General features: G+C 34.1%; 17 protein-coding genes. All 17 read left to right on the forward strand.

Going from position 1 to position 15,130, the window contains the following annotated elements:
• The first annotated feature begins 45 nt into the window (after positions 1-45).
• The 17 genes from CLV33_RS07615 (at position 46) to CLV33_RS07695 (ending at position 15,130) form a co-directional block, all read left to right on the forward strand.
• Positions 46-384, forward strand: coding sequence for a PadR family transcriptional regulator (locus CLV33_RS07615; RefSeq protein ID WP_042240079.1), 339 nt, complete (start codon positions 46-48; stop codon positions 382-384).
• Complete coding sequence (locus tag CLV33_RS07620; protein ID WP_052414836.1) at positions 381-1,049, forward strand: hypothetical protein; 669 nt, start codon at positions 381-383, stop codon at positions 1,047-1,049. The genes CLV33_RS07615 and CLV33_RS07620 overlap by 4 nt, the downstream gene beginning before the upstream one ends.
• Positions 1,050-1,053: 4 nt before the next feature.
• Complete coding sequence (locus CLV33_RS07625; RefSeq protein ID WP_105473392.1) at positions 1,054-1,746, forward strand: hypothetical protein; 693 nt, start codon at positions 1,054-1,056, stop codon at positions 1,744-1,746.
• Positions 1,747-1,819: 73 nt separating this feature from the next.
• A complete protein-coding gene (locus CLV33_RS07630) occupies positions 1,820-2,221 on the forward strand; it encodes a DUF2059 domain-containing protein (RefSeq protein WP_081956156.1) in 402 nt (133 codons plus the stop codon).
• Between the two features lie 15 nt (positions 2,222-2,236).
• Positions 2,237-3,715 carry a DUF5687 family protein gene (locus tag CLV33_RS07635; RefSeq protein WP_105473393.1) on the forward strand — a complete coding sequence of 493 codons (1,479 nt, stop codon included), beginning with the start codon at positions 2,237-2,239 and terminating at the stop codon, positions 3,713-3,715.
• Between the two features lie 9 nt (positions 3,716-3,724).
• The gene (locus CLV33_RS07640; RefSeq protein WP_105473394.1) at positions 3,725-4,420 is read left to right on the forward strand and encodes an ABC transporter ATP-binding protein; all 696 of its coding nucleotides are present in this window, start codon (positions 3,725-3,727) and stop codon (positions 4,418-4,420) included.
• 320 nt (positions 4,421-4,740) lie between these two features.
• Positions 4,741-7,305, forward strand: a complete 2,565-nt coding sequence (porW, locus tag CLV33_RS07645) for a type IX secretion system periplasmic lipoprotein PorW/SprE (RefSeq protein WP_244906399.1) — start codon at positions 4,741-4,743, stop codon at positions 7,303-7,305.
• A gap of 11 nt (positions 7,306-7,316) precedes the next feature.
• Positions 7,317-7,736: a bactofilin family protein gene (locus tag CLV33_RS07650; protein ID WP_042240067.1), complete on the forward strand. Its 420-nt coding sequence runs from the start codon at positions 7,317-7,319 to the stop codon at positions 7,734-7,736.
• Positions 7,696-7,935: an AtpZ/AtpI family protein gene (locus tag CLV33_RS07655; protein WP_042240064.1), complete on the forward strand. Its 240-nt coding sequence runs from the start codon at positions 7,696-7,698 to the stop codon at positions 7,933-7,935. Before CLV33_RS07650 ends, CLV33_RS07655 begins: the two co-directional genes overlap by 41 nt.
• Positions 7,928-8,341 (forward strand): DUF6168 family protein, encoded by a 414-nt coding sequence (locus CLV33_RS17840; RefSeq protein WP_105473395.1) that lies wholly within the window; start codon positions 7,928-7,930, stop codon positions 8,339-8,341. The genes CLV33_RS07655 and CLV33_RS17840 overlap by 8 nt, the downstream gene beginning before the upstream one ends.
• Positions 8,342-8,409: 68 nt before the next feature.
• Entirely contained in the window at positions 8,410-9,537 is a 1,128-nt protein-coding gene (gene atpB, locus CLV33_RS07665; protein ID WP_042240652.1) for a F0F1 ATP synthase subunit A, read from the forward strand.
• A gap of 33 nt (positions 9,538-9,570) precedes the next feature.
• Positions 9,571-9,765 carry an ATP synthase F0 subunit C gene (gene atpE / locus CLV33_RS07670; protein ID WP_042240059.1) on the forward strand — a complete coding sequence of 65 codons (195 nt, stop codon included), beginning with the start codon at positions 9,571-9,573 and terminating at the stop codon, positions 9,763-9,765.
• 96 nt (positions 9,766-9,861) lie between these two features.
• Entirely contained in the window at positions 9,862-10,362 is a 501-nt protein-coding gene (locus CLV33_RS07675) for a F0F1 ATP synthase subunit B (protein WP_105473396.1), read from the forward strand.
• A 90-nt stretch (positions 10,363-10,452) separates the two neighbouring features.
• Complete coding sequence (gene atpH / locus CLV33_RS07680) at positions 10,453-10,989, forward strand: ATP synthase F1 subunit delta (protein WP_042240650.1); 537 nt, start codon at positions 10,453-10,455, stop codon at positions 10,987-10,989.
• Positions 10,990-10,995: 6 nt separating this feature from the next.
• A complete protein-coding gene (gene atpA, locus CLV33_RS07685) occupies positions 10,996-12,570 on the forward strand; it encodes a F0F1 ATP synthase subunit alpha (RefSeq protein WP_045371637.1) in 1,575 nt (524 codons plus the stop codon).
• A 93-nt stretch (positions 12,571-12,663) separates the two neighbouring features.
• Positions 12,664-13,524, forward strand: coding sequence for an ATP synthase F1 subunit gamma (gene atpG / locus CLV33_RS07690; RefSeq protein WP_042240052.1), 861 nt, complete (start codon positions 12,664-12,666; stop codon positions 13,522-13,524).
• Positions 13,525-13,672: 148 nt separating this feature from the next.
• Entirely contained in the window at positions 13,673-15,130 is a 1,458-nt protein-coding gene (locus CLV33_RS07695) for an oligosaccharide flippase family protein (RefSeq protein WP_105473397.1), read from the forward strand.

Here is a 15,130-nt window from a genome sequence, read left to right on the forward strand (position 1 = left end):
CATAATTATTTTATGCATAAGAAAATTATGTATATTTGAACTACTATGAAAAGCACTAATTTGTATAAAGGTAGCCTAACCACCATTATTTTGAAACTCTTAAATGAGAATGATAAAATGTATGGCTATGAAATTACGCAAAAAGTTAAAGAAATCACCAAAGGTGAGCTAAATATTACCGAGGGCGCTTTATACCCATCCTTACATAAGTTAGAGGCAGAAGGGTTGTTGGATGTAGAGTTTGCCAAGGTAAATAACCGAACCCGAAAGTACTATAAACTTACCGAACTTGGCACTCAAGAAACTGTAAATAAATTAGCAGAATTAGAAGATTATATTAGAACGATGCGTGCATTGGTGAATCCTAAATTTAGATTGCAATGATACTAGATGATACACAAATTAAAGCTGTGGAATTATATATTACCAAGCGTAAAATAGACTTTGTGGATATAAAGTTTGAGCTGCTAGACCATATGGTTTGCGATATTGAAGCAACTATGGAAGCAAAAAATATTGGTTTTAATGATGCCTTCAACATAACTAAAAGAAAATGGAGCCCCTACTTTGTTGAAAGTCAAAGTATTTGGATGGGTTTGGCTTATGTTAAACCTAAAATTGTGATTGACAAATGCGGGGCAATAATGAAAAAAACAGTATTATATTCTTTAGCTATAGCATGTGTTGGTGCGGTACTAATGTGGTTTTTGTTAAAAACTAGTAATGCAGATATAAACTTAATGTTTTATTTCTTGTACAAAGGGCGTTGGGTATTATTTGCAGTTTCTCTAATAATTTTGGTGTACCATTCTTGGAATATTTTAAGGACAAAAGCAAAAACAGTATTTGGGTATTGTTACATGAGGCAGTTTTCTCTTTTGCCCTTGTTTACGCTTCTTATAAACCCAACAGCATCTTTCTCTACCTCTTTCTGGGGGCGGTTTTTACCTCTAGCATTCTTGTTGATGTTTATAACGTATTATTACTTCGCCTTTAAAATATATTCAGAACATGTTAAGTATGTAAAACGCTATTTTCAATTAACTTAAGTAAGTGAAAACTTTATCTAAAAACCAAATAGAAGAACTGTATGTTTTTACCAGAAAACACTATGTTGAATGGTATGATGTACAAACCGAGTTGGTAGACCATTTAGCAAATGGTATAGAGCGCCAATGGGAAATAAACAGCAATATTTCATTTAAAGATGCTCTAAATGCAGAATTCAAAAAATTTGGGATTTTTGGTTTTTCAGAATTGGTTGAAAATAAACAGCGCGCGTTAAACAAATATTACAGAAGTTTGGTGTTTAAGGAATTAAAAACATATTTAAGACTTCCTAGTTTCCTTTTTTTAATAATTACGGTATATGCCTTCAAAACATTGTTAAGTACTATTGGGTATAAAGCGTATGTGTTAGCAGCTATAATAGTGTTAATGCTAGCGGTTAGTGTGTGCCATATGTATAGGGCAAAAAAAGCAATAAGAAGGCGTTACGCTAACACAGGAAAAAAATGGTTGTTTGATGCCGCTGTAATGGAGCTTGGGGGTTTTGTACATGTATCATTTCTTTTAATTCAGGTTCCAAATTTCGATCGTTTTTCTATGCTCCAAACAGGCGTAGGTACTTTACTGGTTTCAACGGTAGTGATACTCTATTTTATGGTATTTTATATTTCTACCAGAATAGTACCAAAAATCATTAAAGAAAATATGAAAAAGAGATACCAAGAGCTATATCTTTAGTTAAATACGTAACATTTTGCCATATTTGTATACTAACATCAAAAATTCACATTAACCATTAAAAACCTCACAAATGAAAAATCTTTTACTCGCACTCGTTTTGTTGCTCACCGTTTCCATAAATGCTCAAGATGATGCAGCTTTTAAGGCTGAAACCATTGAATTTATAAAACTAACAGGTGCAACAAAAGCTTTTGAGGATGCTATAGACCAAATTGGAAATATGGTATCTCAAGACAACAAAGAGGCTTATAAAAAAGAAGCCACAGGAACTTTAGATGATCTTTACAGTGAAATGGCTGGATTATACATGGGAGAATTTACTAGAGATGAGATTAAGGCACTGGTAGATTTTTATAAATCTGATTTAGGAAAAAAACTAGCTAGTAAGCAAGTTGCCTTAGCACAAAAAGGCATGATGATGGGGCAATCTTGGGGAATGAAAGTACAAGGTATTGCTCAAAAATATAACTAAAAAAACGTTTTAGCTATGATAAAGCATTTCTTAAATTTAGAATGGAAAGCGTTTTTTAGATCTGCCAGTTTTGGTAAAAGTTTAGGGGTAAAATTATTAATGGGCTTTTTCGCCATCTACTTTATGGTGGTTTTTTTAGGCATAGGCATTATGCTATATCCTGGATTAAAAAAACTATACCCAGAACAAGACCCTTTAATTATTGTAAACAACTTTTTGTTTTTCTGGATTTTAGGCGATTTACTGTTTCGTTTTTTCTTCCAGAAATTGCCGGTAATGAGTGTAAAACCACTATTAACATTACCTATTGGTAGAAATAAAATTGTTAATTATGTACTAGGAAAATCGGCATTGTCATTCTTTAATTTTTTGCCCCTTTTCGCCATAGTGCCGTTTAGCATTATGCTCCTTGTTAATGATTATCCTTTGGGCGCTGTGTTAGCATGGGTATTAGCACTAGTGTTAACCACGCTTATTATAAATTACTTAAACTTTATAATAGAAAGTTTTTCTTCAGAAACAGAATTATCGTTTTTACCCATTATTTTAATTACAGGGGGTTTATTCGCTATAGATTATTTTGAGCTACTATCATTTAAAAATTTAATAGGTAGCGCCTTTAATGCCATTTACCAATCACCATTACTTATAGGCATTCTTGTTTTAATTTTGGTTGCCCTGTTCGTGTTAAACTCTAAATTGTTACACAAAAAGTTATTTTTAGATAGCGGCTTAAAAACCCAAGTAAAGGAGGTAAATGCATCTAATTTAGAATGGACCAAGAATTTTGGAGATATCGCGCCGTTTATGCAGTTAGATTTACGCTTAATTTGGCGAAATAAGCGCACAAAATCTTCGGTTTGGATGTTGGCATTAGGCTTGCTTTATGGGTTGTTTTTCTACCCAAACCCTACGTACAACAATATGCCATTCTTCTTTATTTTCATAGGAATTTTTTCAACAGGAATCTTTCTTATAAACTTTGGGCAGTTTGTTCCAGCTTGGGATAGCGGTTATTACAAATTACTCATGAGTCAAAATATTAAATACGAACAATATTTAAAATCTAAATTCACATTAATGGCACTAAGTGTGGTTATACTCTTTGTACTGGGTATTCCATATGTATATTTTGGTTGGAAGATTTTATTGGCACATTTTGCAGCGGCCATCTACAATATTGGTATTAACACACATGTTATTTTGTGGGGCGGTGCCTTTAATAGAAAAAAGATAGATTTAAGCCAAAAAGCGGCATTTAATTACCAAGGTACAGGTGCGGTGCAGTGGCTTATTGGCATTCCGCTTCTTGTTTTACCCATGATAATTTTTGCACTCCTTAATTGGCTATTAAGCTTTGAAATAGCTTGTTTGGTACTTATAGTAATGGGCGTTGTGGGTATTGTGTTTCACCAAAAACTAATGCGATTTATAACAGGAAAATATTTAGAATCAAAATATAAAATGATTGATGCTTTCAATCAAGATAATTAAAATACAGCTATGATAACAACATCAAATTTATCAAAAACATATAGTGGAAATCAGGTTTTACATATTGAAAACTTAGATATTCCAAAAGGGCAAAGTTTTGGTTTAGTAGGCAATAATGGTGCTGGAAAAACCACATACTTTAGCCTATTGTTAGATTTAATTCAGCCAACAACGGGGCACATTATTTCTAATGGTATTCAAGTGAATAAAAGCGAAGATTGGAAACCCTTTACATCGGCATTTATAGACGAAAGTTTTTTAATAGGTTACCTAACACCCGAAGAATACTTTTATTTTGTTGGGGAATTACGTGGACAAAACAAGGCAGATGTTGATACATTTGTTAGTCAGTTTGAAGATTTTTTTCATGGTGAAATTTTAGGCAAAAAGAAGTATTTGCGCGATTTAAGTAAAGGAAACCAGAAAAAAGCTGGAATAGTTGCTGCACTTATAGGAAACCCAGAAGTAGTGATTTTAGATGAGCCTTTTGCAAATTTAGACCCCACAACACAAATACGCTTAAAAGGCATCGTAAAAGATTTAGCTGAAACCAGAGGTGTTACCGTTTTAATTTCGAGCCATGATTTGATGCACGTTACTGATGTGTGCGAACGTATTGTGGTACTAGAAAAAGGGGAAGTTGTAAAAGATTTAGTGACAAACGAGGCTACTTTGAAGGAGCTGGAGGCGCATTTTGCGAATTAAATCATTTCACAGAGTTACACTGAGAAAACGCAGAGAGCCAGAGGGGAGCAAATCTGTGGCTTGCTGTGTCTATATTTTCAATGTATTCTATTTTTTGCTTGTAGTGTTCTAAACTCTACGAAACCCCTCAAAATACCCTCATATTATGTGTTAATCGAAAAAGATGCTTATTTTTACCCACTTATACTAGTTTTTTGTTTAAAATTATTGTGAAATAGAAAGGAGAACAACGTTTTATTTCAGAAATTTTAAATTAAAAGCAAGTAGTATATACTATATGTTATACTTTGCAGTTATAAATTACACCAAACCAAGAGGTATTGAAAGCACGTTTTAAACCTACAGTCTTATTTATTATTTGCCTTATTGCAATAAGCAGCTGTTCGCGCAAAAAAAATACATTTTTAAGCAGAAATGTTCATGCGGTTACGGCAGAATATAATGCGTTATACAACGGCTACATTGCTTTAGAACAAGGTAGAACTTCGCTTAATGCTAGTTATGAAGACGATTATTGGGAAGTTTTACCCATAGAGCGTATGCAAATAGACGAAGATGTTATTTTGCCCGGGCAATCTAAAAACGAAAACTTTACCAGGGCAGAGGAAAAGGCTGCAAAGGCGATACAAAAGCATAGTATAAATATTGAAAGTAAGGAGTACAATCCGCAAATGGATGAAGCCTATTTACTTTTGGGGAAAGCACGGTATTTCGATCAGCGTTTTGTACCTGCGCTAGAAGCCTTTAATTACATTTTATATAAATACCCTGCGAGCGACAAAATAAATCAGGCTAAGGTGTGGCGAGAAAAAACCAATATTCGTTTAGAAAATGATGAATTGGCCATAAAAAATCTAAAACGCCTTTTACGGCAAGAGGATTTAGAGGGTCAAGATTTGGCCGATGCTACCTCTATGTTAGCGCAGGCTTACATCAATACAAAATCTCTAGATAGTGCGGTTACACAGTTAGAAATTGCGGCTAACGCTACAAAAAGTAATGACGAACGTGGGCGCTACCGTTTTATTCAAGGACAACTGTACAACAAATTAGGGTATAAGGACAGCGCTAATATTGTGTTTGATGCTGTAATTGCCCTTAACAGAAAAACACCGCGTATGTATATGATTAGTGCGCACCTTGAAAAAATTAAAAACTTTGATTACAACAATGGGGATAAATTATTGCTAGCAGAATTGCTGGAAGATTTAGAAACCAATAGAGAAAATCGTCCGTTTTTAGATAAAATCTACCATGTTATTGGTACACATTATTTAAAAAACCAATCGGTAGAACTAGCCTCGCGCTATTTTAATAAATCCTTACGGACTAACACAAGAGACCAAAAACTAAAGGCTAGAAATTACGAAATTTTAGGAGATATGACTTTTGATAAAAGGTTGTATGCAGATGCTGGAGCCTATTACGACAGCACTATGGCTAATCTTAAATTAAACTCTAAACCTTACAGAATAATAAAACGCAAACGCGATAATTTAGAAGATGTAATTTATTACGAAGGTATTGCCAAGGTTACCGATAGCATTCTAAGTTTGGCAAACCTTTCTGAGGCCGAAAAACTTACGTATTTTGAAAAGTACGTTATCGATTTAAAAGAAAAAGCTAAAGCAGAAGAAAAAAAACAAGAAGCCTTAAAACGCAATGCGGGTTTGGCTACGGTTAATAACCAAGTAGGTAATAAGGTACCTGGTTTAGGTGGTGCAGGGGTTCCTGGTAAAAGTGCTGGATTTTATTTTTACAACCCTACAACCGTGGCGTTTGGTAAAAACGAATTTTTAAAGGTTTGGGGCGATAGGCCTTTGGAGGATAATTGGCGATGGTCTAACAAAGCACAATCTTCAGGAGGAAATACAGCAGGAACAACAGGCGAAATTGCTGCTAATGCTTCAGAAGAACAGCGATTTAACCCTCAATTTTATATTTCTAAAATACCTTCTGATGCAAAGGTTATTGATAGTATTTCAAAAGAACGCAATTACGCGTATTATCAATTAGGGTTAATCTATAAAGAGAAATTTAAGGAATACAATTTAGCGAAAAACAAATTTCAAGAACTGCTACAAAGTAATCCAGAAGAGCGTTTAGTTTTACCTTCAAAATATAATTTGTACAAAATTTATGAATTATTAGGTGAAAATGATGAGGCTACAATTGCTAAAAACGACATTATTTCGAATTATCCTGAAAGCAGATATACAGCAATTTTAACTGATCCTGATTCGGTAGCATCGAAAGATGAAAATAGTCCGTCTACACTTTACGAAAACGTGTACGATATTCATCTAGCGCAAGATTATGAAACTGTTATTGCCCAAAGTGAGGAACACATAAAAACTTTTGATGGCGAACCTATTGTACCAAAGTTTGAATTGTTAAAAGCTACAGCTTTAGGGAGGTTGTATGGTTTTGAAGATTATAGGAAAGCCATAAATTATATTGCTGTAACTTATGCTAACACGCCCGAAGGCCAACAAGCACAACGAATGGCAAACGACATGTTGCCTAAACTGGAAAGTAAGGAATTTGTTAACGATAGTGTTTCAGACCACTTTAAAGTTATATTTAAGTTTAATAGGGCTAAAACCGATAAGATAGAAACCTTTAAAACTACGTTAGATGAGGTTTTAAAAAACGTAAGATATTATAAATTAAAGAGTTCGGTTGATGTTTACGATACAAATACTACCTTTGTAGTGGTACACGGATTGCAAAATGCCCAAGTGGCAAAAACATTCCGCCAAATATTATTAGATGAAGACGCAAAGAAAATTAAGGCGCCGTTTTTTGTAGTGTCTTCTAAAAACTATCAAATACTACAAATACATAAAAATTTAGATACCTACTTAAGTTTAAATAACCCCTAAACCAAGATGTTATGTTTTCAGATAATAAAAAAGAGAAACACGCAATGGAAAGTAAACCAAGCCAAAATATTATAGCAAGAGGCACCAAAATTGTTGGCGACTTTAATAGCGAAGGCGACTTTAGAATAGATGGTACAATAGAAGGCAATATTAAAACTACAGGAAAACTTGTTATTGGAAAGGAAGGTTTTATAAAAGGCACCATACAAGGTACAGATGCTTATTTTGAAGGTAAGTTTTCAGGAAAACTATCCTTATCTGGCACACTAACCCTAAAATCGTCTGCATTTATAGAGGGCGAAGTGGTAGTTGGTAAACTGGCCGTGGAGCCAGGGGCAACTTTTAATGTAACCTGTACCATGAAAGGCACAGTAAAACCAATGACAAACGGTGAGCCAGCAAAAAAACAACAAACCGAAAAAACAGCCTAACCCTTACATAAGATTTACGTCTGTAGCTTTTCAAATGGGCGCAACTATTTACTTAGGTAATTTACTAGGCAAATGGCTAGATGTTAAATATTCTACTACGTTTTGGGAATCTCTAATCACATTATTTGCCGTATTTGTTTCTATGTATTTGGTAATTTCGCAGGTGCTAAAACTTTCAAAAGACAATAAAGATGATTAAATCGTTTTTAGTGTATCTGGTAGCTTTTGCTTTGCTATTTGTTGTTTCTTTTTTTGTTCATACAGCTATATTAAATGGTGGCGATTATGAGCTCCGGTTCGATATTTTACCGCTGTATTGGTTTTTTTCAATTATTTCGCTAATACTTTGTGGCTTGTTTAAGGTGTTTTCTAATATTAAAAAAACAGCGGAGCAATTAGGCTTTATTTACCTATTTACATTAGTAGTAAAAATAGCGTTTTTCGTTATTTTTTTTAACAATTCTATACTAAAACTTCCAAATCTCACAAAAACTGAAAGCTTAAATTTGTTAATCCCTTTCTTCGTTTTTTTAATTCTCGAAATATATTTTATAACACGCCTTTTGGGTGAAAGAAACACAAATTCAATTAACAAAAAAAAATAATTGTTTTTTCATTTATTTACGTACTTTTGCACGGAATTTAAAAACTCAGTTTTTTTGATTTTAACATAATGAAGGTAACGCAACACAGTTTTAAATTTTTAGTCTTAGTAGCAGCTTTATTTTTTGGAACACTTGCTTATGGGCAACATCATGAGGAAAAACACCAAAATGACGGTGGTGAGGTAAACACCAACGAAGAAGTAAACGAGTACATTCTGCACCACATTAAAGACTCTCACGATTTCACACTATTTTCTTACACAAATGATGCCGGAGAGCGCAAGCATGTTGGTTTTCCTTTACCAGTAATATTGTGGACAAGCGAAGGATTGGTAACATTTATGTCTTCTGAATTTCATCATAACGACGACGGACATGCCATTGTTGAAAGGAAAGGCTTAAAGTTTGCCAAAATACACGGTAAAATATACGAATTAGAACAAGGTGCAACACGTGTTAAGTTCGATGAGGACCACCATGCAACTAATGCTCACAAAGTCTTAGATTTTTCTATAACAAAAAGTGTATTTGGAATTTTATTAGTAGGTATTTTAATGATTGTTGCATTTACCAGTTTAGCCCGCCAATACAGAAAAAAAGCAATTCCAACAGGTTTAGGTCGCGTTTTAGAGCCGCTAGTACTTTATGTTAGAGACGAAATTGCAAGACCAAATATTGGAGATAAATACTATAGAAGATTTACAGGCTACTTATTAACCGTGTTTTTCTTTATCTGGGTATTAAATCTATTAGGTTTAACGCCTATAGGATTTAATGTTACCGGACAAATTGCAGTAACCGCAGCGTTAGCAATTTTTACATTAATTATTTACACGTTTAGTGGAAATAAAGGGTATTGGGGCCATATGCTCTGGATGCCAGGGGTGCCAGTTTTAATTCGTCCTGTTTTAGCAATTATAGAATTGGCGGGTGCATTTTTAATTAAGCCTTTCTCATTATTAGTACGTTTGTTTGCAAACATAAGTGCAGGCCATATTGTAGTAATGAGTTTAATTGCCATAATGGTGGTTATGAAAAATGAATTAACAGCAGGTGGAGCAACCGCGTTGTCGTTCGTTTTGGCGATGTTTATTACGTTAATAGAGGTGCTAGTGGCCTTCTTGCAAGCTTATATATTTACAATGTTATCTGCATTGTTTATTGGTATGGCAGTTGCAGATCACGATCATCATTAATATAAAGAGTTTGTTTAATTTAAATTGATTGTTATGACAATTCCAAATTTAGTAGGTGCTGGTTTAATTGTAATCGGAGCTGGTATTGGTTTAGGTAAAATTGGTGGAAGTGCAATGGAAGGTATTGCGCGTCAACCAGAAGCTACCGGTAAAATCCAAACTGCAATGATTATTATCGCTGCACTTTTAGAAGGTTTAGCATTTGGTGCTTTATTCTTAGGAAAATAAGAAGCCAAATAAAAAACTTAAGAATACGTTCCTGTAACGGTTGGTTGCAGGACGTGTTTTTCAAAATTAAACACGACAATTAAATAATAATTTAGAATGGAAACATTATTAAACGACTTTTCTATAGGGCTGTTTGTTATGCAAACAGTAATTTTCTTGGTATTAATTTTTATCATGGTAAAGTTCGCTTGGAAACCAATAATGAACTCTTTAAATGATAGAGAAGAAGGCATACAAAACGCCCTTGATGCTGCTGAAAATGCAAAGTTAGAAATGCAAAACCTTCAAGCAGATAACGAAAAGTTATTAAAAGCAGCAAGAGCAGAGCGAGAGGCCATGTTAAAGGATGCTCGCGATATGAAGAATAAAATGATTGAGGATGCCAAGGGAGAAGCACAAGCAGAAGCCTCTAAGTTAATTGCACAAGCACAAGAAAGCATAGAAAGCGAAAAGAAAGCAGCTATTGCCGATTTAAAATCTCAAGTAGCTAACTTATCTCTAGAAATTGCCGAAAAAGTAGTTAAAGAAGAGCTTTCTAACAAAGGTAAACAAGAAAAGTTAGTTGAATCTTTATTAGGTGAAGCTACCTTAAACTAATAAATCTCTTTTATCCCAAAAAAACAGGGAGCAAAAAAGAATAAATTTTAACAAGTCCTTTCCCTTGGAAAGAATTTAGGATTGGAAAATATGGCAGGTACAAGAGCAGCTATACGTTACGCAAAAGCAGTATTAAGTTTAGCCCTTTCTGAAAAGAATGCAGATAAGGTTAACGACGATATGAAGCTAATTGCAAATACTATTGCACAAAACGAAGATTTGGCTAATATGCTTGAAAATTCTGTGGTTAAAACAGAAACAAAAAAAGCAGCCTTATTAGCTATTTTTCCCAAGTTGAACAAAACGAGCAACGGTTTGTTCAATTTATTAATTTCTAATAAGAGAATAGATATTTTAAATGATGTTGCAGTAAAATACAGCGAGTTATTTGATGCGCATAATGGTAAAGAGCTAGCAGAAGTAACAACAGCCGTTCCTCTTACAAAAGAATTAGAAACTAAAGTTTTAGCGAAAGTAAAAGCACTTACTAATAAAACTGTAGAATTAAAAAGTATAGTAGATGAAAGCATATTAGGAGGTTTCATCTTAAGAGTTGGAGATAAGCAATATGATGCTAGTATTTCTAATAAACTAAATAAATTAAAAAGAGAATTTACATTAAATTAAAATAAGATGGCAGAAGTAAAACCAGCTGAAGTATCAGCAATCTTAAAACAACAACTTGCAGGTTTTGAAGCCTCAGCTTCGTTAAATGAAGTAGGAACTGTACTTACCGTTGGTGATGGTATTGTACGTGCTTATGGATTGTCTAACGCACAATATGGTGAGTTAGTAGAGTTTGATGGCGGATTAGAAGGAATTGTACTTAACCTAGAAGAAGACAACGTTGGTATTGTACTTTTAGGTGCTTCAGTAGGAGTTAGTGAAGGCTCTACCGTAAAGCGTACAGGACGTATTGCTTCTATTAATGTAGGCGAAGGCATTGTTGGTCGTGTGGTTGATACTTTAGGAAACCCAATTGACGGTAAAGGGCCAATTTCTGGCGAAACTTATGAAATGCCATTAGAGCGTAAAGCACCAGGGGTAATTTTCCGTGAGCCAGTAACCGAGCCATTACAAACAGGTATTAAATCTATCGATGCCATGATCCCTGTAGGTCGTGGGCAACGTGAGTTGGTTATTGGTGACCGTCAAACTGGTAAAACAACGGTTTGTATCGATACTATCTTAAATCAAAAAGAATTTTACGATGCAGGCGAGCCTGTATACTGTATATATGTAGCCGTTGGTCAAAAAGCATCAACTGTTGCAAACATTGCAAAAACTTTAGAAGATAGAGGTGCATTAGCTTATACAACTATAGTAGCAGCAAACGCATCTGATCCTGCACCTATGCAAGTATATGCGCCAATGGCAGGTGCTGCAATTGGTGAGTATTTTAGAGATACGGGTCGTCCAGCATTAATTATTTATGACGATTTATCTAAACAAGCGGTTGCATACCGTGAGGTATCGTTATTGTTACGTCGTCCACCAGGACGTGAGGCTTATCCTGGAGACGTTTTCTACTTACACTCGCGTTTATTAGAGCGTTCAGCTAAAGTAATTAACGATGATTCTATTGCTAAAGATATGAACGACTTACCAGAAGCTTTAAGGCCTATGGTAAAAGGTGGCGGTTCTTTAACAGCTTTACCTATTATTGAAACCCAAGCAGGAGACGTTTCGGCATATATTCCAACAAATGTAATTTCGATTACAGACGGACAAATATTCTTAGATGGCGATTTATTTAACTCTGGTGTTCGTCCAGCAATTAACGTAGGTATCTCGGTATCTCGTGTTGGTGGTAACGCACAGATTAAATCCATGAAAAAAGTTGCTGGTACACTAAAACTAGATCAAGCACAATTCCGTGAGTTAGAAGCTTTCGCAAAGTTTGGATCAGACTTAGATGCAGTAACGCTAAATGTAATTGAAAAGGGTAAACGTAACGTAGAAATTTTAAAGCAAGCTCAAAACGATCCGTTTACTGTTGAAAATCAAATTGCAATTATCTACGCAGGTTCTAAAAACTTATTAAAAAATGTACCTGTAGATAAAGTAAAAGAATTTGAAGCAGATTTTATAGAATTTTTAAATGCTAAGCATAGAGATGTTTTAGATACATTAAAATCTGGGAAATTAACTGATGAAGTTACAGACACATTAACTGCTGTAGCTAAGGATTTATCAGGAAAGTATTAATATGATTGTCATTCCTGCGAAGGCAGGAATCTCATAATTTAAAGTCCAATTAAAATAGATTCCGTATCAACTACGGAATGACAAAAAGAGAGTATGGCAAACTTAAAAGAAATACGCAACAGAATAACATCGGTATCTTCAACAATGCAGATTACCAGTGCCATGAAAATGGTATCGGCTGCAAAACTAAAGAAGGCACAAGATGCTATTACGGCAATGCGTCCTTACGCAGATAAATTAACTGAGCTTTTACAAAGCCTTAGTGCAACTTTAGACGCCGATTCTGGAAGCAAATTTTCTACACAGCGCGAGGTTAAAAAAGTATTAATAGTTGCGATTACTTCAAATAGAGGTTTAGCAGGTGCTTTTAATTCAAATATCATTAAAGAAGTTAATAAATTGACTTCTGAAACTTATGCCAATAAAGATGTTTCTTATCTAGCAATAGGTAAAAAGGCAAACGATGCATTTAAGAAATCAAATAAGGTTATAGCAAATCATAGTGATGTTTTTGATGATTTAACCTTTGATAATGTAGCGGCTATAGCTCAAGATTTAATGAATAGATTTGTAGCTGAAGAGTTTGACAAGATAGAGATTGTATACAATAAGTTTAAAAATGCAGCAACCCAGATAGTAATGACGGAGCAATTTTTACCAATTGTTCCTATTGAGGGCGAAGCTGTTAATAATGCAGATTATATTTTTGAACCATCAAAAGTTGAAATCGTAGAGCAATTAATTCCAAAGTCACTCAAAACACAATTATACAAGGGTGTTAGGGACTCTTTTGCTTCAGAACATGGTGCACGTATGACTGCTATGCACAAAGCAACAGATAACGCTACAGAGCTTAGAGATCAGCTAAAATTAACATACAACAAAGCACGACAAGCAGCCATTACTAATGAAATCCTTGAGATTGTTGGTGGAGCGGAAGCTTTAAATAATTAATAGTTTGCTATTAAGAACCGAAACGAGACTTCGGGCCTAAGCATTTCATTATAAAAATATACAAGACCTCACAGGTTTCCAAAACCTGTGAGGTCTTTTGGTTTACGTTTTCTAAAAACGTACTTTTAGCACTATAAAAAACGAGTTTTTGAGCACACTTAAGAAGTTCTTTAAGGACACTATTATTTACGGTATAGCTGCTATTTTGCCAAGGGCAATTAATATTGGCTTGGTAAAACTGCATACAAGTGTATTTGGTGCAGAACGCTATGCTATAAATACAGATTATTATGTTTATGCTGCTTATCTTAACGCATTACTTACCTACGGCTTAGAAACTGCTTTTTTCCGTTTTTTTAGTAAGGAACAAGAAAAAGGGAAGGTTATATCAACATCGTTTATTGTTTTATTAATTACCACAACCCTCTTTTTAATTATAGCCTTATTAAACGCTCAAAATATTACATCATTATTCGGGTTTGAAGATGTACTACATGTTAAAATATTAATTTGGACCGTTTTTTTAGATACCATTGTAGTAATACCTTTTGCTTATTTACGTGTAACCAATAAGCCAATTAAGTTTACTAGCATAAAGGTTTTAAACATCATGGTTTTTGCTGTTCTAAATGTTCTGTTTTTATGGATAATTCCAAAAGGTTACGTGGCAGATGCTATTTTGCCAGAGTCTTTTAGATTTTATAACGCTGGAGAACCACAGGTTATTTATATTTTCTTAGCTAATGTTATGGCTAGTTTCACAACGTTAGTACTTCTTTTACCAATTATACTAAAAATTAAATGGCACATAAACACAACTATTTTAAAACGATTACTTGCTTACGGATTGCCTATTATGATTGGAAGTTTAGCATACGTTACCAATGAGAATATAGACAAATTGTTGTTAGGGGATTTAGTTGGTAATAAAGAAATGGGAATTTATGCAGCATGTTACAAATTAGGTGTTTTCATGACGCTTTACATTATGGCCTTTAGGCTTGGGGCAGAACCCTTTTTCTTTAACCATGCAAAAGAGAAAAATGCGAAAAACAATTATGCAACAATCCTTAAATGGTTTACTGTTTTAGGCACGGTATTTATGTTGGTTATTGTTTGTTACATCGATTTGTTTGCCCAAATATTACTTGGTAAGGATGAATATTTTGAAGCTTTAAAGATTGTGCCCATCATTCTTTTGGCCAATTTATGCCTTGGTATTTACAATAACCTTTCTGTATGGTACAAGCTTACAGACAGGACACTTTATGGCATGTATATTTCTATTTTTGGAGCCGTTATAACCATAATATTTAATCTTATAATGATACCAATTATTGGTTTTATGGCCTCAGCTTGGGCAACCCTAGCGGCTTACGGAAGCATGATGCTTGTTTCTTATGTAATAGGAAAAAAATATTATAAAGTACCATATGATGTAAAAAGTGTGGCTCTATATTTAACAATAGCCTCTGTATTTAGTTTAATAGCTTTCGTTGATACTTTTAGGGGGAACTATTATATTTCAACAGGTTTAGTTTTAGTATTTTTGGGAATTGTATACTTTTCTGAAAAGAAAGAGATAAAACAATTATTAAAAAAATAA

Origin of the sequence: Jejuia pallidilutea, from assembly GCF_002973595.1 — a bacterium.
In the GTDB taxonomy this organism is placed as follows: Bacteria; Bacteroidota; Bacteroidia; order Flavobacteriales; family Flavobacteriaceae; genus Jejuia; species Jejuia pallidilutea.